The organism is Methanoregula sp. (assembly GCF_052325125.1).
Lineage (GTDB): Archaea > Halobacteriota > Methanomicrobia > Methanomicrobiales > Methanospirillaceae > Methanoregula.
Genome location: NZ_JBKQWO010000012.1, coordinates 1 through 17,353, shown reverse-complemented (window position 1 = coordinate 17,353; position 17,353 = coordinate 1). Strand labels below are relative to the sequence as shown.

Sequence of the window (17,353 nt, the reverse complement as noted above, 5' to 3'; positions counted from 1 at the left end):
AATCCTACAAATGCCATCTCATCCGGTATGCCGAACAAATCTGATTCAGCATCTTCTGGTACTCTGCATCGATATCGATACCCAGATTGTTCTCACGGGCAAGGTATGGGGGGTTCACATTGTCGATGAAAACCGGAACATAGAGAATGTAATCATAGCCCTTCACATGCGTAAGCCCAATCTTCCGGGTAGGAAGAGCTTGGAACTTTTTCATTGTCTGCACAGGATCGTTCGCCCGGTTTTCACTGATATCCTCCGGGAAATCATCCCATAATTTCTGATCTCCCGAAGATAATCGCGGCACAACGGTGCCCTGAAACTCGCGGGCCCTCTTCTTGAAATGGGATTTAACCCCATCAGGGATGTTCAGTACCCGTTCAGCCATCCCAACCATGACGGTGGCTCCCATGATGATCTCGGATTTTATTCCATGGAGATCCTGTAATACTTCGTAAAGGTCATCGAATCTCGCGTCGCGGTTCCGGTGAGCGGTGATGACCGATTTATTTTCGATACATATTCTGACGTTCCGGAGATCGGGATTGCCAGAGGCATCTGGCTCACCTATGAGCAGATCCATCTTTCTTCCACGTTTTGTTGGAGATTTAACATTTAGCCAATGTTGGACGATGTGATTATCAATATCATGCCGCAGTTCCGGACATTTTTGCATCAGATCCCGGAATATCCCCTGGCTGACGAGATCTGAATGAGTCTCCTGACGATGATTGTGATAGTGTTCTGTTACGATATGGTCAATCACTTCATCAAAGGGCGTTTTCATCATATCATCCGTTTACCCGGCGATCTCGACGGAATTTTCAGGCGCGTGAAGATGGGGGAATTTCTGGCTTAATAACCAGTCATTTTCAAGAATGCTGAATGGGACGGGGATCTGTTTTAATATTGTGCTTTGCAACCGGAGAAACCCGTTCGCCGCATGCTGGCAGTTCGATTCCAGCCACAACCTGACCTCGTGGGAATTAAGATAATCGTGAAGAGTTTCGAGATGTTCCGGGTTCTTCGGGATGATATAATATACTGAATGACCGGGAACAATCTCTCCCGAATAATCAATCCGGAAGAACGGCGTATCCGTGATATCCTTGCAGAGGATTTTGCGTTGCAGGATCTGGTTGAGAGGCGGATTTTCATGGAAGGCATACCAAGGTTTTTTTGCAGCACACGTCCTTTTCAGCAGGCGGGCGAGGTTTTCCGGCATGAGCAGGAAGGTTTTCAATGCCCCAAGCTGATTTTCCGGAATTAATTTTCCGTTCGCTTCATAGGGCACAATCATTTCGAGATCCGACTGGACCTTCGAAGAATTGAATGATAAATCTCTCCCGGTTATTGTCTGAAATGCATACTTTTTCAGATTCGATGCGATCTTGTTTCTTTTGTGAACATAGACAGCGTCCGCACCTGTTGCGACCCCACAACTGATACGAAGACACAGGTCGCTAAGTGTGCAATAACCGGCTTTCTCTTTTGGTTTACCATAGAGGGCCGGGAAGGCAGATGTCCCATCTCTCGGTAATTGAACAGATTTTTTCTGACCATCACGGAAAATAATCGCTGTTGGTGCATCGGATTTTCTATGAGTTATTGTGGTTATTGCCGGGTATGTAACGAGATTTCCGAAGGATTGCTCGTGGACCAAATCAATCTCGTTGATGCTGTACCCCGAAAGAATAATCCGAAGCTGTGATGCACTTTTTACCGAGAGATATTTTTCCGGAGTTATGAAGACCAGTTTTCCCCCTTTTTCGAGACAGTTCAATGCCTGTTCGAAGAAAAGGAAATAGAGATCGAACCGGCCTGTTGCTGATTGGAACAGAGTGCGGTATACGTTTTTTTCCTGATCCGTTAGTCCGGTAATAGGAACGTACGGCGGGTTGCCAATAATAAATTTAAATTTTTCAGGAACATACAGAAGAAAATCCTCATTCCTGATCTGTATTGACGGGAATTCTGAAAATTTTTCGCGAGCGACCGCGATGTGTTTTGGATCAGAATCAATGCCGGTAATGCGAGGGAGTTCCCGGTCATTTTTTTCACACCACCGGATAATTCCTTCGATGAACGCTCCCTTCCCGCAGCCGGGATCCAGAAGAGTATCTTTAGGGCTCGGGAATTTTTTTCCAAATAGTTTCGCCACCATATGATCGACAATGGACGGTGGCGTTGGAACGAATCCCTTCATGAGAATTTCCTAATTACATCTGAAGGATCGGGAGTATTAAGGATATCGGACTGAAGGGTGAAAGTAAATGAGTATTAGTTTGGGTAATCTCCCACCAACTGTGTCCGAGCAACCTCCATCGGGGGGGAAAACTCGCTCTGTTTTGATGTCAGGTTCCCGACTACAATGAGTGTCCCCACCCCGGTTCCTTCAAAATACCCCCACTGACCCCCCCACACCGCCCCATGCATTTTGATTCCTCATTTCTGTTTCATTTTCCATCGGAAAATTTTTCAAAAGTGTGCAAAAACCTGCCGGAAAATGAAGAAGACAATGGGGGGTCAGTGGGGGAAATTTATAATGTGAAATTTCCAGGGCGGGCCTTTTTGCAGGGGATCAGAAAGTTCCCCTCAGACCCCCCATAAAATCCTGACCCGATGCTCCCCGAAATGAGGGGGTCGGTCAGTACTCCCCATGACCGCATGAGGAGCTGAGAGTATACCCCACCCGATCGGGCCCGGTCCAGCGGGAATACACATTTCCAGTCGAAAAAACCGGCCTGTTTAAATCTGTTTCATGAAACGGGCAAGGACTCCGGAATCGGCCATGCCTTTTTTTATGTGAAAAACAATCATCTTTTCATTGATCATGACATCGATCCAGGACATACGGGCCGTTCTCCGGGAATGCCTGCCGGAGATCCGGGAGAAATACGGCGTCACCGCGATAGGCGTCTTTGGGTCGTATGCCCGGGGCGAGGCAACTCCCGAGAGCGACATCGATATTATCGTTGAACTCGGGCGGCCCATCGGATGGGAACTGGTCGATCTCTCGGATTACCTTGAATCCCGCCTCCACCACAAGGTCGATCTCGTCATAAAACGCTCCCTGCACCCGCTCATCCGCGATGCAATCCTTGCCGAGGTACAATACGCATGAGTGACCGTTCCCCGGTGCTGTATCTCTCCGAGATGCTTGCAGCAATGGAGAAAGTAGAGCGTTACATTGCCGGGGTTTCCTATGAGGAATTCGTACGACAGGAGCAACTTGTCGATGCCGTGGAACGCAATATCGAAAAAATAGGGGAAGCTGCGGCGGCAGTACCGGACGATATCAGAAACAGGCATCCCGAAGTACCATGGAAAACAATCGTCGGGTTGAGAAACAAGGTGATCCACCATTATTTTGCCGTGGATCATGAAGTGATCTACCAGATTGCAACGAAAAATATTCCAGAGACGAAAGACATGATTGCGGGTATCCTCAGGGAATATTCGCGATAAGATAACAACGATTCAGCGGTACCCTGTCACACCCTGACCCGGAAAATCAGATCCGGACAAGGACAGCTAAAGGAGATCATGCATCGCCCGGTTCTTCATGCAGGTTGATGCAGTTCTTACGGGTCCGGACAAAACAAACGGGATCTCGTAAGACAATATTGGAGAACCAAATGAAGTCACATGACGTAATGACATACAGGAACTCTCCGCAGAAGACTCCCGAATCATAAAGAGTTACTCTTAAAAAGCGGTGGCACGTACGAAAGACTGCGAGCGATCCGTTGTCCCGGGGAACATGATGCCACCGTCCGAAGAGATCAAAAAGAAAACCGGGAAATTCCCCGTTCTCCAGGGGATCCTCCCGGTCAAAAGATCCCAGGTGCCCTTCGATATTATTGCGGGTATCACCCTTGCGGCACTGGCCATCCCCGAAGTGATGGGGTACGCAAAAATCGCAGGCATGCCGGTCGTTACCGGGCTGTATACCATCCTCATACCCCTTGCCGTATTCGCTTTTTTCGGGTCGTCCCGCCACCTCGTGGTCGGGGCGGATTCCGCTACTGCCGCAATCCTTGCCACTGCCCTTGTGACCATGGCCCTGCCGGGATCTCCCCAGTATGTCGCCCTTGCCGGCATGGTCGCGCTGCTTGCTGCAGGATTTTTAATCCTTTCGCGTATCTTCAAACTCGGATTCATTGCCGATTTCCTCTCTCGCTCGGTGCTCATCGGGTTCCTGACCGGCGTAGGAGTCCAGATTGCCCTGAGCCAGATCCCCGGCATGCTCGGGGTCCCGGGCGCGGTGTTCAACCCCATCCCCCAGCTCGTCACGACGTTTACCAGCGAAGTCCCCCGGATGAACGGGGTAACGATCCTTCTTTCAGCCGTTGTCCTTGTCATCATCATGGCGGGAGGCAGGTTCATGAAAAAAATACCCTGGCCCTGTTTCGTGGTCATCGGGACCATCATCGTCAGCTGGGCCCTGAATCTCACCAGCCTCGGCGTGACGATGATCGGCCAGGTCCCTATCGGCCTTCCCGCGATTGCATTTCCTGCCGTGTCACCCGGCCAGATCCCCGGCCTCCTCGGCGTTTCCGCCGCGTGTTTTGTAGTGATTCTTGCCCAGAGCGCGGCGACCTCGCGGGCATACGCAGCGCGATACGAAGAAAAATTCGATGAGAATGTCGACCTTGTCGGTCTCGGCCTTTCCAACGTGGCAGCCGGGATCTCCGGAACATTCGTTGTCAACGGGAGCCCCACAAAGACCGAGATGGTGGACAGTGCCGGGGGAAGAACCCAGATTGCACAGGTGGTCACCCTTGGCGTGGTAATCGTCGTGCTGCTGTTCCTCGCGGGGCCGTTTTCCTATCTGCCTGGTGCCGTGCTGGCAACGATTGTATTCACCATCGGGGTCCACCTCATCGATGTCAATGGCATGAACAGCCTCTTCTTCCGCCGTCCTGTTGAATTCATGGTGGCACTCATCACGGCATTGACCGTGGTTTTTACCAGCGTGGGGTGGGGCATCGCCCTTGCGATCGTGCTCTCGACCATTGCCCATCTCCGCCACAGTTACCGGCCCCTCAATTTCCTTCTCGTTGAATCGCCGCGGGGATGGACGTTACATCCTGTCGAATCCGGGAAGCAGGCTGCACCGGGACTCGCGGTCTACCAGTTCGGGGCAAACCTGTATTATGCCAATGAAGCACGGTTCACCAGCGAGATTCTTGACATCGCAGATACCGCGAGGCCCCCGTTGAGATGGCTGTGCGTGTCTGCATCATCGATACAGGATATCGATTTTTCCGGTTCCGAAGCACTGAAACAGCTCCACGGGGAACTCAGAAAACGGGGTGTCGTGCTCGTCATGAGCGCGGTCGAAGAGCCGGTCATGCGCCAGCTGGATCGGGACAAACTGGTCGATCTGATTGGAATGGAACATATCTTCGAGTTCACCAAGGATGTGATGGTTGCCTACCAGAAATTACCGGGGATGCCGTAGGACTTTTTTTTTAAATTGCCATGAGATAATGCCATTGTTTTAGTGAAAAATAAATTTCAATCAAAGGATCCTTTTTAGATTTTGAAGACTGACAACACTCCAGCGTGATTCAGGTTCGGAGGAATGCATGTCAGCAAATATTTTGTATAAATATCTCGGCCGCTTTTCCGGATTTATTATATCGGGGCATCCGGTTTGTCCTGTCTGTGGAAGCATGACGGTAATCCAACGAGGTTTTGCCGGGCAGAACCGCCGACATGATTGCAGGGATTGTGGGTCCTGCACATATATTGATCAATGTTGAAAAAAATAAGCCGGATCTTTTTATGTCCCACGGCATCCGGATCTTTCAAAAGCCTCCTCTTTTTTGCAGGATCAGGTAACATCAGGAGAATATTCCCCGGCAAGCATCCCGTAATACCGGGTCGAGCGCCAGTGGTCCCGGAGCCAGACATGCTCGCGGAGCGTGCCCTCGTACACGAGGCCGCCCTTTTCCAGGCAGTGGACCGAGGCGGCATTGAGCTCGTCACACTTCCCGTACACCCGGTGGAGGCCAAGCGGTCCGAATCCGAACGCGAGCAGCGCCCGGAGGATCTCCGAGGCGTACCCGTTCTTCCAGTACTCCGGCCTCAGGATGCATCCTATTTCGGCGGTGGTCGGCTGGGTGGGATCGATCTCAAGAAGCACGAAGCCGGCAAAATCCCCGGTCCCCGGGATCCGGACCGCAAGGATGTAGCCCTGCCGGTCGCGCCGGGCAGCCTCTTCGATCGCGTGGCGCACGAAACCGGCGACCTGCTCCTCGTTCTCCAGCCAGATGAGCACGTACTTCATGATACCCGGGTCGCAGGCTATGCGCCCGACGGATGCGAGATCGCGCTCGTTCATATCCTCTAAGATCAGTCGTCGTGTGGGAAGGGAGAAGACCATCGCGATGTCCCGGGGAAGATACCGGTGAGAGGGCTCGCCGGGTACCGTTGCTCTTTTTGTACTGGTGATCGTTTCGAGCCGGCATCGTATAATGCTGGCGGTGAGTGAAAAATCCCCGGCGATTACGGGGCGGCCCCGCGAACAAAGAGATACCCTCATATGATACCGGCCGGTAACGATTGTACAGGAAACCTTACATGGACATTATTGAAGCGGATAATCTCAGCAAATCATTTGGATTTTTTAACGCCGTTCATGATGTCAGTATCGCCGTCAAAGAGGGGGAGATCTTTGGTTTTCTGGGCCCGAACGGGGCCGGGAAGACTACCACCATCCGGATGCTTACTGGTGTTCTGACACCGGATGCCGGCTCTGCCCGCATCTGCGGGATCGATATCGGCCGACACCCGCTCGAGGCCAAACTGAAGATGGGGATCATTCCCGAGAACGGCACGGTCTATTCCGACCTGACTGCCGAACAAAATATTCTCTGGACGGCGAAATTCTACGGCATGGACAGTACCTCCCGCAAAAAACGGGCGGAGGAGATCCTTGCGTACCTGGGACTCACCGAACGCAAGGATGACATTGTCCGCACCTTCTCAAAGGGAATGCGGCAGCGGATCAGCATCGCCTGCGCCATCGTCCCCTCGCCACCGGTGTTGTTTCTCGACGAGCCCACGGGAGGCCTGGACGTGTTCAGCCGCCGGCTTGTGCTGGATACAATCCGCAGGATGAACGACGAGGGCAGCACGGTCTTTTTAACCACGCACAACATCGAGGAGGCAAACGAGCTCTGCACGGTTATCAGCGTTATCAACAAAGGCAGGATCGTGGCAACGGGCAGCCCGGAGAGACTCAAAAAGACCTTCGATACCGCAAAATACGTGGAGGTCGCATTCGATCAATTGGTGAAAAGAGAGTGGCTGGAAGCCGGTAGATTCTCGCGAGTGGAGTCCCACGGTGACAAGTGGCGGCTGTACACCGATGACCCGGACCCCGCCGTCAAATACCTTGCCACCCTTGCCGAACGGGAACACTTAAAAATTATCTCGGTTGCGACATCGAGCCCGACGCTCGAAGAGGCATTTGTCCAGCTTACGGAAGGTGCGTGATGGATCTCCGGCTTTTCATTCGGAGCGTCCTTCTGGTCGCCGAGAAGAATATGCGGATTTACTATTACAAGGGGGCGGTCGTGATCTTCGGTCTCCTGTTTCCCTTCCTGATGTTTTTAACCTTCTTTATCGGGCGGAACCTCAACCTCGTCCTCTTCTTCCCGGCATTCCTTGGCATGATGCTGTTTTTTTCCTCATCTTCCACCGGCCCGCTCATTACGCCGTGGGAGAAACGGGAAAAGACGTACGAGCGCCTTCTCTCCCTGCCGGTAACGCTGGAAAGTATCATCCTTGGCGACATCCTTGCAGGGGCACTTTTCGGGATCGTTATCACGACGATCGTCTGGAGTGCAGGCACGCTTCTTCTCCACTTGCCCCTCGCCCATCCCCTGCTCCTCGCGGTCACGCTCATCCTCGGAGGCTTTACCTTTGCGGCTCTCGGGACCCTGCTTTCGTCCCCGGCCATGAGCAACCCTTCGAACGTGATGATGGTCTCCAACCTGATCCGCCTGCCCCTGATCTTTGTCTCGGGCATCTTCATTCCGCTCAGCCAGCTCGGGAGCTGGAGGTGGACCAACGAGATATCCCCGCTCACCTACCTCGTCGACCTGTTCAACGGGGCGATCACCGACACTGCGGTTTACTCTCCGGTCATGGATATTGTTGTCCTGGGGATAGTCATCGTGGCATTCGTCGCGGCGGCAAAACTGATCCAGCAGTATAACCTCTCAAAAGGGATCTAGGAGAGGGACCCGAGAGAACACCCGGGTAAATCCCCCATATATCCCGGGGCGGATATCCGCCCTCCGGCGCCGGAACTGTGTCAAAGGCATATGAGTGGAGCAGCCATGGACAGACCCCGGGTAAAACTCTGGCCCTGGAGAAATCCTAAAATGAGATTTGTACGTACGCTCTTGGGGGCTAAAGCCCCCGCCGCTTTGGCATCCCCCGGTTGCGATAGTGCCGTATTACCTGCAACACAAAGATGAAAAAGATGGATGTTTCTTTTGCAGGTAATACAAAGGCATCGTTTAGGCCCCCGCCCTCTTTGGGGGTCTCTAAAAAAAAAAGTTTTCTACAGAGCAAAAACTCTAATAATTCCGGGGAGCATACTCGCGTATGCCCCCACTGGGACAGGGTGTGAGAAAACCATGGATGCGGATTTTTCAGAATTACACGGAAAAACGGCAATTGTCACCGGTGCTTCTTCCGGTATCGGCCTCGCGACCGCCCGGCTCCTCGCAAAAAACGGTGTCAGGGTCGGGCTTGTTTCGCGATCGAAGGAGACGCTTGAAGAATTATCCGGTAAGCTGCCCGGTTCCCGGCCCATTCCTGCTGACATGACAAAGATCCCGCAGATCAAAAAGATGGTCGCGGCAGCGATGAAGCAGTTTGGCAGGATCGACATCCTCATCAACAATGCGGGGCAGGGATACGATGCGCCGGTGGAAAAAACCGGGATCGGCACATTCCGGTATATTTATGACCTGAATGTCATAGGCCCGCTGGTCGCCATGCAGCAGGTGATCCCGTGCATGAGGGCGCAGGGCGGAGGGTCGATTATCAACATCAGCTCCGGCACTGCACTGATGAACCTGCCAGGGATGAGCGCGTATTCATCGTCCAAGCGGGCTCTCGCCGGCATCAGCCTTGCCGCCCGGCTGGAGCTGCAGGCCGATAAGATTGTCGTCTCTGTCGTTTACCCGTATATCACCCGCACCAATTTCGAGAAAAACACTATACATGTGGTTCCGGAGCCTGAAGATAACCGCGAACCGGCCGGCCGGTACCCGCCGGATTCTGCAGAATTTGTTGCAGAAAAGATTGTCGGGGGAATCGTGAGCGGCGAGCCAGAGATCTTTTCCCACGACTGGATGAAAGCGCCCGGGAGCGGAGCCTGAATGGGGGGACCCGGTAAGGTGCCCTGCAGTCGTTCGAGAACTGTTCGTAAGCACCAACACCTGGTGGCAGGTAATAATCGGCCCCCACCCTGGATACAAAAAACGCCGGGAAATTACCCGGTGATATCGAGGCCGGTATCCTCCACGGTTTCCGGAGATTTCCCTGCTTTTTCCCCTTCCTTTCCCTGGAGTTCGTGGACGAACCGGGATCCGGTCATTGAGGCTAATACCGCCGCTATGACGGAGAGCAGGGCACCGATGTAGAAGGAGATCCGCAGCGAGGGCATGAAGGCATGCGCGAGCGTTGTCGGGAACCAGGTGGTGCCGGTCAGGATTGTTATCGTCGCCGGGCTGATTGCGGCAACAGTTGACAGGGGCAGGCTGATAAGGATGGTGTGGACCGGGTTATATCCAAGGAATGCGGCAAATAACGCTCCCGTCGGCGGAATAGTACTCATGGGTGCGACAAGACCCGGCGCCCCGGCGCTCGCAAGCGAGGTCGCAAGTTCCGGGGGGAAGAGATGGGTCAGGCTGACGATGACGATGGTAAAGAAGAGTGCCATCGAGATGACCATCCCGCTGTTCTGCAGCATCGACCGCATGCCCGAGGCAACACCCCGGTCCTCGGGAGGGACCGCATTCATAATGGATGCAATGTTCGGCGACCCGAACATGCCATTGCCAATGCCCATGATGAGGAGTGCGATGGCAAAGATGGGGTAATCGAAGTCATAGGGCAGTGCGGCGAGGATCATAAACGAAAGGGCGATCAGGAGCAGGCCGGACGTGGCGAACCACCGGGAGCCGTACTTGTCCGAGAGCCATCCCGAGAGCGGGCCCATGACGACGAAACCGGCGGTGAGCGGCAGCATGAAGATCCCGGCCCAGAATGGGGTGGACTCGTAGCTGTACCCGTGGAGCGGGAGCCAGATGCCCTGCAGCATCAGGATCAAAATAAAAAACATGCCGCCCCGGGCGAGGGCGCTCAGGAAGCCGGCGGTGTTTGCAAGCGAGAAGACCCGGATCTTAAAGAGGTTGAGCCGGAACATCGGGTCCTCGACCCTGCTTTCGATGATCGGGAAGACGGCAAGGAGGAGGAGGCCGGTGGCAATCGCCAAAATGACCCACGGGTTGCCCCATCCCATCGGATCAGTCCCGTACTGGAGCAGTGCGTACGTGATGCCGATCAGGAAGGTCGTCAGCCCTGCAACAAAGGTGATGTTGCCCCACACATCGATCTTCCGCGCCCGTCTGGGAAGCGGGGTCTCCCTGAGTTTCAGATAAGCCCATACGGTGCCAAGGATCCCGACCGGCACGCTGACAAGGAACACGTACCGCCAGTTATAGAACGCGAGGACGCCGCCGAGGATCAGGCCCACGAACTGGCCGGACAGAAAGGAGATGGTGTTGAGCCCCAGCGCCTTGCCCCGTTCATCGGGAGGAAATGCATCGGTGAGAATGGCCGCGCTGTTGGAGAAGGTAAACGAGGCCCCCACACCCTGGACGAGACGGAACACGATAATCTCAAGGGCGCCTGCGCTGCCCTTGTCCGGCGTAAGAAACAGCAGAATGGACCCGACCGTAAAGATGGCAAACCCGAGATTGTAGAGCTTTACCCTCCCGTACATATCCGAGAGCCGGCCGCAGGAGAGGAGCAGGGTGGCGGTAACGAGGCTGTACCCCATCAGCACCCAGATCAGGTACTGGAACGAGGTGAGCGGGTCGATATTGATGCCGTTGAAGATCGCCGGCAGCGAGATGAGGGTGATGCTCCCGTTCACGGATACCATGAACATCTCGATGGTCGTGATCGACAGGACAACCCACTTGTAATCGATGCCCTTTTTCGCGGCCCCTGCAAGGGTATCCGGTACCTGGGTTGTTTCCATGCGGCTGCGCTGCTCCTGGCTCCTTCCGGGCATCTCCCGGAGGATGTAAAATACAGTTTACAGCATGGGGCGTAGAGAACTATAATAATTGCAGTTCCCTGACGGGAAGCGGGTACGACCGGCCTGAGGGAAACCTTGAAACCTCCCCCGGTCGATCACTCCACAGAGGCGGCATGCATGAAATACGCTGATGTCGACAGGATTTACCAGACACTACCCCTCGATGCCATTCCCTGGTACAGGGAGACCCCTCCCGATGCGCTGGTAAATCTGGTGCAGGAGGGCATTGTCCGGCCCTGCAGGACCGTTGATCTCGGCTGCGGTGCCGGCACCTATGCGATCTATCTTGCCGGTCTCGGGTTCGATGTCACGGGCATCGACAGCTCCCCTGCCGCGATCCGGATCGCACAGGAACATGCAAAAAAACGGGGGGCCCGGTGCAGGTTTGTTGTCGCAGACCTCCTCGGCGACCTCCATGAAGTGACCAGTACTTTTGACTTTGCCTATGACTGGGAGCTCCTGCACCATATATTCCCGGAAGACCGGGAGGCGTATATCAGGAATGTGCATAAAATCACCAACCCGGGAGCGTTGTACTTCTCGGTCTGCTTTGATGAGAGCGACCCCCAGTTCGGCGGGAGCGGGAAATACCGCACGACCCGGATCGGGACGACGCTCTATTTCTCGTCGGAATCCGAGATACGGGAGCTCACCTCCCCGTATTTTGACATCCGGGAGCTGAAGACTGTTGATATCACGAGTAAATTCGGGCCGCACCGGGCCGTGTACCTTCTGGCCAGCCGGCGTTGAGATCATTACCCCTAAAAAAGAGTTTGTTTACCTGTCCTGCTGCGCCGCATGGCGGGGGAAGGCCACCTGCGGCCGCCGGGTGATGAACGATGCGTCGAGGTTCTTTACCATCCGTGCGGCCATTTCTGCGGGAATACCAAGGGCCATCATGTCCGGGGGGAGGGAGTGGTTCTGCGTGGGATCCTGCGGGCCCATGAATGCAGTGTCATGCGGCGTGTTCTGGGCGAGTCGTGCCGGGAACGTGATAAAGGTCGAACAGGAAGATCCCCAGGGAACAAGGACCGGCGAGAACGGGTCGTCCCGGTCGAAATGAATGAGTGCCGCCATGTTCCGGATCTGTTCGCCCGTGCCAAAGCAGCAGATAGACCTGACGGACGGCCCGGGATCCGGGAGGGCCTCGCAGGCCTGGACGACGAGGTATTTCCCCGGCGGGTGGATCGGTCCTGCAGCAAGTGTGCAACGCTCGACCAGCTCCGGGCTTGCCTTCAGGTACTCCGCCGCCCCGCCGCGGACATCTTTCCTGCCGGTCGATACAAAATACTTGATCTCATCGGGCACTGGGATAAATCCCACATGGTAGAGCCCACCCTGGCAACAGCCCTCGCTGGTGTCGGCACTGACGTAGATTGCTGACACGGCATTTCCCGTCGCCATCCGGTACAGGGTGACCGCAAAACACCGGTTTACCCCGGCCATGGGCGGAATGCCCTCCGGCAAAACATCCGATCCGTACACTGCAAGGGGGCGTGTCTTCAGCCTGAACGCTGCCGCAAGCCTCGCCCCGATCTCCCTGAAATCCGGTTCAGTCATGATTGTCCTCCTTTTCGGTTTTCCCGGCAAGCCCCTTCCAGATCGGACCGTCGAATACGCCGTCTTTTGCCTCTTCTTCCATTTCCTCGTAGAGCGAGTACGGCACGGCAAACGTGAACATGTTCATCGGGATGTTCTTTCCCACGTTTGCCCGTGCGGCGAGATCCGTGTACCCGAGCACTGCCCGGGGACGATCCTTTTTCGCCTCGTCATACACGAAGGCCCCGATCTGCTGGCAGGCAGCCATGGGCGGGACCCGTACGGGATCGGTGCCCTCTCGGATAGCCCCGACAAGGGTGACAAGCCCGGTGATCTGGAGTGGATCGGCCAGGAACACCACAACGACCGGCCGTTCGCCGGCTTTTACCTTGCCAAGCGGCGTGAAGATTACGTACTTCTCGGCAATATCCATGATCGGCAGCTCGGCAGTCATGAACCGCTTTGCCTTCTCCGTGTTTTTGTGGAGGCGTTCCCCATGCAGGAACTTGGCCCGTTCCCGCTCGGGGATATGCTGCACGGTTGCGCAATAAGCCTCAGGGTTTTGGCTGCTCTCCATTCCTTTCACAAAAAAAGCGGACATGAAATCAACACCTGCGCCACCGAAAGCATCGTAGTACCCATTGCCAAAGCCAAGACCTGCCCGGGCGCCTGGACAGCCATAAGTCTCCCGATCGAAAACCGCGGTTTTTCCCTTTGTTGCAACCTGCGCAAAGTAAGGCATGATGCAGGTCTGACCGTGAGGTTTTATCTGCAGTGCACCTTCAGGTTTTGTATTGCTCCAGAGGAGTGCCACAGGTTCGTACTCAAGCCGGAGTTTTTCAGCGGTGATGCTCTTCATGCCCGCTTCCCCCGTTTTATTTCATCCAGCCCATCTGGGTGTACCATTCGTATTCGTGGGCGAACCGGTCCTTGTTGTACTTGACGAGCTGGCAGAAGTACTCCCGTTTCTGCCGGTGCATCTCGTCCTGCTCGGGATAGGTAAGTTCGCCCCGGATAGACCGGGCCAGGGTCTTTCCAAGCGTATGGGCTTCTGTTTCGGCTTTTCCCAGTGCATTCGGGTCCCGCCCGATCGCAACCCCAATCCCCCCGGCGATATTCGCGCCAAGCGTTGCAAGTACCTTGTTCATGTACCCGACAACTTCAGACTCGCCGCTCCCCCCGGCAGTGCAGACCGAACATCCGAATTTTCCCGTGAGCATCTGGCAGTGGATGGCATCCGCCATACGGTCAAAGAGCGCTTTCATCGGGGCGGGCACGGCATCGATATAATTGGGGGCGCCAAGCACTATCCCGTCGGCATTCATGATCCGGTCAAAGAGATCCGAAAAATCGTCGAGCAGGGTGCACTCCCCGGTTGCATAGCAGGTCCCGCAGGCCGTGCAATACTCTATGCGCAGCGTATAGAGATCGATAAATTCTGTATCTGCACCTTCGTCTTTCGCCCCGGCGAGTACGGCGTTCACCAGCCGGAGAGTATTACTGTCCTTTCCCCGGGGACTTGCATTCACTCCAATGACTTTCATGTTTGATCGCTCCTGTTGGATGGGAATCGGAGAATAATGATAATAAATGTATTGACTTGACCATCGGGCATGGTGAAGGAAACCAGATGAGAAAATCTCTTGTTAAGGGGGGGGTCAAAGGAGGCACGTCTTTCCTGATATCTGCCACACGCTGGCGATGGCGATATAGCCTGCCATCTTTCATAACAGGAAAACTGCGGGCCCGGATAACCGTAAAAAATTATTGCCCGGATCCCGGCGTCGCCATTGCTGCGGTCCGGTTGCCGTGGTAACCCCCGGCGGGGAAGCCCAGTGCTGACCGGAGCTGCTGCGGGGTAACGCCGAGCTGCTGTGCGGCGCTGGTGAGGTTCATGCGGGTCCCGTTTACCGGGGTCAGCGCATTTTTGAGGTCCTGTTCAGACACACCCAGCTGGGTGGCTGCCGCGCTTAGCAGGGTGTCGTTCGTGAGGAAACCCTGCCCGGAGTACTGCCGGCTTCCGTTACCGGTGTGGGCAGCATAACTGCTACCCGGTGACCCGCCGTTACCCGAAGAGGGGCTGGTTCCTGTGCCGGCGGGCGAACCCTGTTGGCTGTTTGCGGCAGAGCCTGAACTGCTGCCGGTGTCCTGCGTGCATCCTGCGATTAACACCCCGGCAACAAGGAGTGCCGCGGCAAGAACTACGATGATTTTGATCTTTCCTGGTTTCATTCCGGTATCCTCCAGAGGAACGGGTTTGAGATGCGGGCTGAGCTGGTACCTGCATCTTGTAATGTATACATTACATTTTGTAATATTAAACTTGTTGCTTATTAACGGTTAGTTACAAACACGAGGAAGAGCGGTCCGGCCGCCTGTTCCGGCATGGTGGCACCGGCAACGTCATGGTACCGGATCCTGTAAGGCCCTGTTTTTGAGTCCGGCGCCTTGCGCCTTTATTGTGCTCACTGCGGCACTGTGCCCCATGGTTCATTGATAATCAGGAAAAAGTTCAGATGGCTATGGTGCGTAACGCATAAGGAATGATCCCCGGTCTCTCCTGCTTGAGGTGAGTCACTTTCATTCTGCATCTGTGGTGCCGGATGGACGGTCCAGCGGGCTAAAAATCCCGGGGAGTCCCTTCGGGTTCTCTTCATGGACCGGTCAGGTTGGCACTACATGTTCACGCGGGGTAATGGAATATAAAAAAGATTACCGGTCGCTGACTTTTTCAACGACCCTGACATTATCGCCGCGGACAGTAATCGGGATCGGGACGACGCTCTCGTACAGCTCGACCGTGATCTCTTCTTTTGCCGAATCGACACGCTTGACTACGGCTTTTTCGCCCTTGAACGGTCCCGCAATCAGCTCGACGATGGTACCCTCGTCTATACCGGCAACCACGGGCTTGGGGATCAGAAAATGCCCAACTTCGGCAAGCGTTGTCTGGCCCTTTGCAACCGCGCGGGCATGGGCAATCATCTCCACCAGCTGTTCGATCCTGTTGCGCTGTTCGGGAGTTTCGACAAGGACATATCCCTGCAGTTCGTTGGGGACGATAATCGAGGTTACCTTGATGTCTGTCGCCTTCGTCTCGATTGCCTTCAAAATATTGTCGGCAACTGTCCGCTCCTGCTTGGAGGTCGTCTTGATGGCAAAGATACGGTTATTGAAGACCTCGGGTGTGGCGGGGACCGATGGCGCCGGCGATACGGGTGTAGGTTCCGGAGTCATGGCAATCAGGATCTAAAATCCCAGGAGTTTCTTGTGTTCGAAGAACAGGTAGATGATAAATCCGATCAGCCCGATGAGGAGAATGCCGGCTGCCGCGACCGTTGCGATCTTGGAAAACTCCTCCCGGGTGGGTGTGCGCGCGAGTTTGAGGACACGGAAGTATTTACGGAATAACTCCTCGTGCACGTCTACTTTGATATCAGGTTTTGAAATTTCCATAACTGCTCACTTGAGAAAATCGATCTCATACTGTTTCTGTACTTTGGGGGTAAGCTTCTCATTGCGACCATATATTTGTGGCGACCGTACGCCCGTGACCACAAGCAGAGTCCGCATCTTGTTCTGCATCGTCGGGTCAACCTGCGCACCCCAGATAATCCGGGCGTTCGGGTCGACGCGGGAGTAGACTTCCTGCACGACGCCTTCGGCATCCGCCATCGTCATATCCGGGCCGCCGACCACGTTCACGAGCGCAGCTGTCGCACCGGATATGTCAACATCCAGAAGCGGGGAACGGATCGCCTTTTTCACCGAGTCGGCTGCCTTGTCCTCGCTGTCGCTCTCGCCCATCCCGATCATGGCGACCCCGCCGCGCTCCATGACCGTGCGCACATCGGCAAAGTCCAGGTTCACGAGGCCCGGCATCGTGATGAGTTCCGTGATTCCCTTGACCGCCCGCATGAGCACCTCGTCGGACACCTTGAATGCCGCGGAGAGAGGGAGCTTGGGGACGACTTCGAGCAGACGGTCGTTCGGGACGACGATGACCGTATCCGCCACATCCCGGAGGCGTTCGAGGCCGGCTTCCGCGTTCTCCATCCGGATTGCACCCTCGGAGGCAAAGGGCAGGGTAACCACCGCGATCGTGAGCGCGCCTTCATCCCGGGCAGCTTTCGCTACCACCGGCGCAGAGCCGGTCCCGGTGCCGCCGCCAAGGCCGACCGTGATAAAGATCATGTCGCTGCCGGAGACGGCAGCCCGTATGTCCTGCTCGTTCTCGAGAGCGGCTTCCTCGCCGATCTGCGGGATGGAGCCGGCGCCGAGGCCCCGGGTCCGCTGCCGGCCGATCAGCATGCGCTGGTCGGCATGCGTCCGGATCAGGTGCTGGGCATCTGTATTGACGGCGATAAGTTTGGCGCCGTGGATCCCCTCCTCCATCATGCGGGTGATGGTGTTGGAGCCGCTGCCACCGCAGCCGATCACGGTGATCTCGGTCTTGAG

Annotated in this window: 18 protein-coding genes; 7 read left to right on the top strand and 11 right to left on the bottom strand. The window is 55.2% G+C overall.

The genetic code is table 11. The features are described from left to right. Window positions 1–4: 4 nt before the first annotated feature. The gene (locus ACLQMU_RS02920) at window positions 5–787 is read right to left on the bottom strand and encodes a hypothetical protein (protein ID WP_424040872.1); all 783 of its coding nucleotides are present in this window, start codon (window positions 785–787) and stop codon (window positions 5–7) included. 9 nt (window positions 788–796) lie between these two features. Beyond that, the gene (locus ACLQMU_RS02915) at window positions 797–2,203 is read right to left on the bottom strand and encodes an Eco57I restriction-modification methylase domain-containing protein (protein WP_424040871.1); all 1,407 of its coding nucleotides are present in this window, start codon (window positions 2,201–2,203) and stop codon (window positions 797–799) included. Between the two features lie 627 nt (window positions 2,204–2,830). On the opposite strand from ACLQMU_RS02915, the gene ACLQMU_RS02910 reads away from it, so the two are divergent. The 3 genes from ACLQMU_RS02910 to ACLQMU_RS02900 all read left to right on the top strand — a co-directional run bounded on the left by ACLQMU_RS02910 (window position 2,831) and on the right by ACLQMU_RS02900 (window position 5,464). Then, window positions 2,831–3,121 carry a nucleotidyltransferase family protein gene (locus tag ACLQMU_RS02910; protein ID WP_424040870.1) on the top strand — a complete coding sequence of 97 codons (291 nt, stop codon included), beginning with the start codon at window positions 2,831–2,833 and terminating at the stop codon, window positions 3,119–3,121. Further along, window positions 3,118–3,465 (top strand): HepT-like ribonuclease domain-containing protein, encoded by a 348-nt coding sequence (locus ACLQMU_RS02905; protein WP_422150013.1) that lies wholly within the window; start codon window positions 3,118–3,120, stop codon window positions 3,463–3,465. The genes ACLQMU_RS02910 and ACLQMU_RS02905 overlap by 4 nt, the downstream gene beginning before the upstream one ends. A 250-nt stretch (window positions 3,466–3,715) precedes the next feature. Next, on the top strand, window positions 3,716–5,464 hold the full coding sequence (locus ACLQMU_RS02900; protein WP_422150012.1) for a SulP family inorganic anion transporter: 1,749 nt from the start codon (window positions 3,716–3,718) through the stop codon (window positions 5,462–5,464). A gap of 375 nt (window positions 5,465–5,839) precedes the next feature. Here the strand turns inward: ACLQMU_RS02900 and ACLQMU_RS02895 are convergent, their stop codons facing one another. Continuing rightward, the gene (locus ACLQMU_RS02895) at window positions 5,840–6,550 is read right to left on the bottom strand and encodes a GNAT family N-acetyltransferase (protein ID WP_422150011.1); all 711 of its coding nucleotides are present in this window, start codon (window positions 6,548–6,550) and stop codon (window positions 5,840–5,842) included. A 38-nt stretch (window positions 6,551–6,588) separates the two neighbouring features. Here ACLQMU_RS02895 and ACLQMU_RS02890 point away from each other — a divergent pair, with 38 nt between their 5' ends. From ACLQMU_RS02890 to ACLQMU_RS02880, 3 genes are all read left to right on the top strand, one after another. After that, window positions 6,589–7,506, top strand: coding sequence for an ABC transporter ATP-binding protein (locus ACLQMU_RS02890; RefSeq protein WP_422150010.1), 918 nt, complete (start codon window positions 6,589–6,591; stop codon window positions 7,504–7,506). Beyond that, the gene (locus ACLQMU_RS02885) at window positions 7,506–8,249 is read left to right on the top strand and encodes an ABC transporter permease (RefSeq protein WP_422150009.1); all 744 of its coding nucleotides are present in this window, start codon (window positions 7,506–7,508) and stop codon (window positions 8,247–8,249) included. Before ACLQMU_RS02890 ends, ACLQMU_RS02885 begins: the two co-directional genes overlap by 1 nt. Window positions 8,250–8,657: 408 nt before the next feature. After that, the gene (locus ACLQMU_RS02880; protein ID WP_424040867.1) at window positions 8,658–9,407 is read left to right on the top strand and encodes an SDR family NAD(P)-dependent oxidoreductase; all 750 of its coding nucleotides are present in this window, start codon (window positions 8,658–8,660) and stop codon (window positions 9,405–9,407) included. A 113-nt stretch (window positions 9,408–9,520) separates the two neighbouring features. Here ACLQMU_RS02880 and ACLQMU_RS02875 read toward each other — a convergent pair whose 3' ends face one another. After that, complete coding sequence (locus tag ACLQMU_RS02875) at window positions 9,521–11,296, bottom strand: MFS transporter (protein WP_424040865.1); 1,776 nt, start codon at window positions 11,294–11,296, stop codon at window positions 9,521–9,523. A 177-nt stretch (window positions 11,297–11,473) separates the two neighbouring features. On the opposite strand from ACLQMU_RS02875, the gene ACLQMU_RS02870 reads away from it, so the two are divergent. After that, complete coding sequence (locus ACLQMU_RS02870; protein ID WP_422150006.1) at window positions 11,474–12,106, top strand: class I SAM-dependent methyltransferase; 633 nt, start codon at window positions 11,474–11,476, stop codon at window positions 12,104–12,106. A gap of 27 nt (window positions 12,107–12,133) precedes the next feature. Here the strand turns inward: ACLQMU_RS02870 and ACLQMU_RS02865 are convergent, their stop codons facing one another. The 7 genes from ACLQMU_RS02865 to ftsZ all read right to left on the bottom strand — a co-directional run. Beyond that, window positions 12,134–12,916 carry a DUF169 domain-containing protein gene (locus ACLQMU_RS02865; RefSeq protein WP_422150005.1) on the bottom strand — a complete coding sequence of 261 codons (783 nt, stop codon included), beginning with the start codon at window positions 12,914–12,916 and terminating at the stop codon, window positions 12,134–12,136. Then, a complete protein-coding gene (locus ACLQMU_RS02860; protein ID WP_422150004.1) occupies window positions 12,909–13,754 on the bottom strand; it encodes a DUF169 domain-containing protein in 846 nt (281 codons plus the stop codon). Before ACLQMU_RS02860 ends, ACLQMU_RS02865 begins: the two co-directional genes overlap by 8 nt. A 16-nt stretch (window positions 13,755–13,770) precedes the next feature. Continuing rightward, entirely contained in the window at window positions 13,771–14,439 is a 669-nt protein-coding gene (locus ACLQMU_RS02855) for a flavodoxin family protein (protein WP_422150003.1), read from the bottom strand. 220 nt (window positions 14,440–14,659) lie between these two features. Then, window positions 14,660–15,127 carry a hypothetical protein gene (locus ACLQMU_RS02850; protein ID WP_422150002.1) on the bottom strand — a complete coding sequence of 156 codons (468 nt, stop codon included), beginning with the start codon at window positions 15,125–15,127 and terminating at the stop codon, window positions 14,660–14,662. 480 nt (window positions 15,128–15,607) lie between these two features. Next, entirely contained in the window at window positions 15,608–16,132 is a 525-nt protein-coding gene (locus ACLQMU_RS02845; RefSeq protein ID WP_422150001.1) for a transcription elongation factor Spt5, read from the bottom strand. 12 nt (window positions 16,133–16,144) lie between these two features. After that, window positions 16,145–16,351: a protein translocase SEC61 complex subunit gamma gene (locus ACLQMU_RS02840; protein ID WP_422150000.1), complete on the bottom strand. Its 207-nt coding sequence runs from the start codon at window positions 16,349–16,351 to the stop codon at window positions 16,145–16,147. A 6-nt stretch (window positions 16,352–16,357) separates the two neighbouring features. Beyond that, window positions 16,358–17,353: cell division protein FtsZ (gene ftsZ / locus ACLQMU_RS02835; protein WP_443673528.1), on the bottom strand; the 996-nt coding region annotated here is incomplete at its 5' end.

Coding starts and splice junctions, on each gene's coding strand:
- ACLQMU_RS02920 (WP_424040872.1), bottom strand. CDS start 787: ATGATGAAAACGCCCTTTGATGAAGTGATTGACCATATCGTAACAGAA.
- ACLQMU_RS02895 (WP_422150011.1), bottom strand. CDS start 6,550: ATGAGGGTATCTCTTTGTTCGCGGGGCCGCCCCGTAATCGCCGGGGAT.
- ACLQMU_RS02880 (WP_424040867.1), top strand. CDS start 8,658: ATGGATGCGGATTTTTCAGAATTACACGGAAAAACGGCAATTGTCACC.
- ACLQMU_RS02870 (WP_422150006.1), top strand. CDS start 11,474: ATGAAATACGCTGATGTCGACAGGATTTACCAGACACTACCCCTCGAT.
- ACLQMU_RS02915 (WP_424040871.1), bottom strand. CDS start 2,203: ATGAAGGGATTCGTTCCAACGCCACCGTCCATTGTCGATCATATGGTG.
- ACLQMU_RS02845 (WP_422150001.1), bottom strand. CDS start 16,132: ATGACTCCGGAACCTACACCCGTATCGCCGGCGCCATCGGTCCCCGCC.
- ACLQMU_RS02905 (WP_422150013.1), top strand. CDS start 3,118: ATGAGTGACCGTTCCCCGGTGCTGTATCTCTCCGAGATGCTTGCAGCA.
- ACLQMU_RS02840 (WP_422150000.1), bottom strand. CDS start 16,351: ATGGAAATTTCAAAACCTGATATCAAAGTAGACGTGCACGAGGAGTTA.
- ACLQMU_RS02890 (WP_422150010.1), top strand. CDS start 6,589: ATGGACATTATTGAAGCGGATAATCTCAGCAAATCATTTGGATTTTTT.
- ACLQMU_RS02875 (WP_424040865.1), bottom strand. CDS start 11,296: ATGGAAACAACCCAGGTACCGGATACCCTTGCAGGGGCCGCGAAAAAG.
- ACLQMU_RS02850 (WP_422150002.1), bottom strand. CDS start 15,127: ATGAAACCAGGAAAGATCAAAATCATCGTAGTTCTTGCCGCGGCACTC.
- ACLQMU_RS02860 (WP_422150004.1), bottom strand. CDS start 13,754: ATGAAGAGCATCACCGCTGAAAAACTCCGGCTTGAGTACGAACCTGTG.
- ACLQMU_RS02865 (WP_422150005.1), bottom strand. CDS start 12,916: ATGACTGAACCGGATTTCAGGGAGATCGGGGCGAGGCTTGCGGCAGCG.
- ACLQMU_RS02885 (WP_422150009.1), top strand. CDS start 7,506: ATGGATCTCCGGCTTTTCATTCGGAGCGTCCTTCTGGTCGCCGAGAAG.
- ACLQMU_RS02855 (WP_422150003.1), bottom strand. CDS start 14,439: ATGAAAGTCATTGGAGTGAATGCAAGTCCCCGGGGAAAGGACAGTAAT.
- ACLQMU_RS02910 (WP_424040870.1), top strand. CDS start 2,831: ATGACATCGATCCAGGACATACGGGCCGTTCTCCGGGAATGCCTGCCG.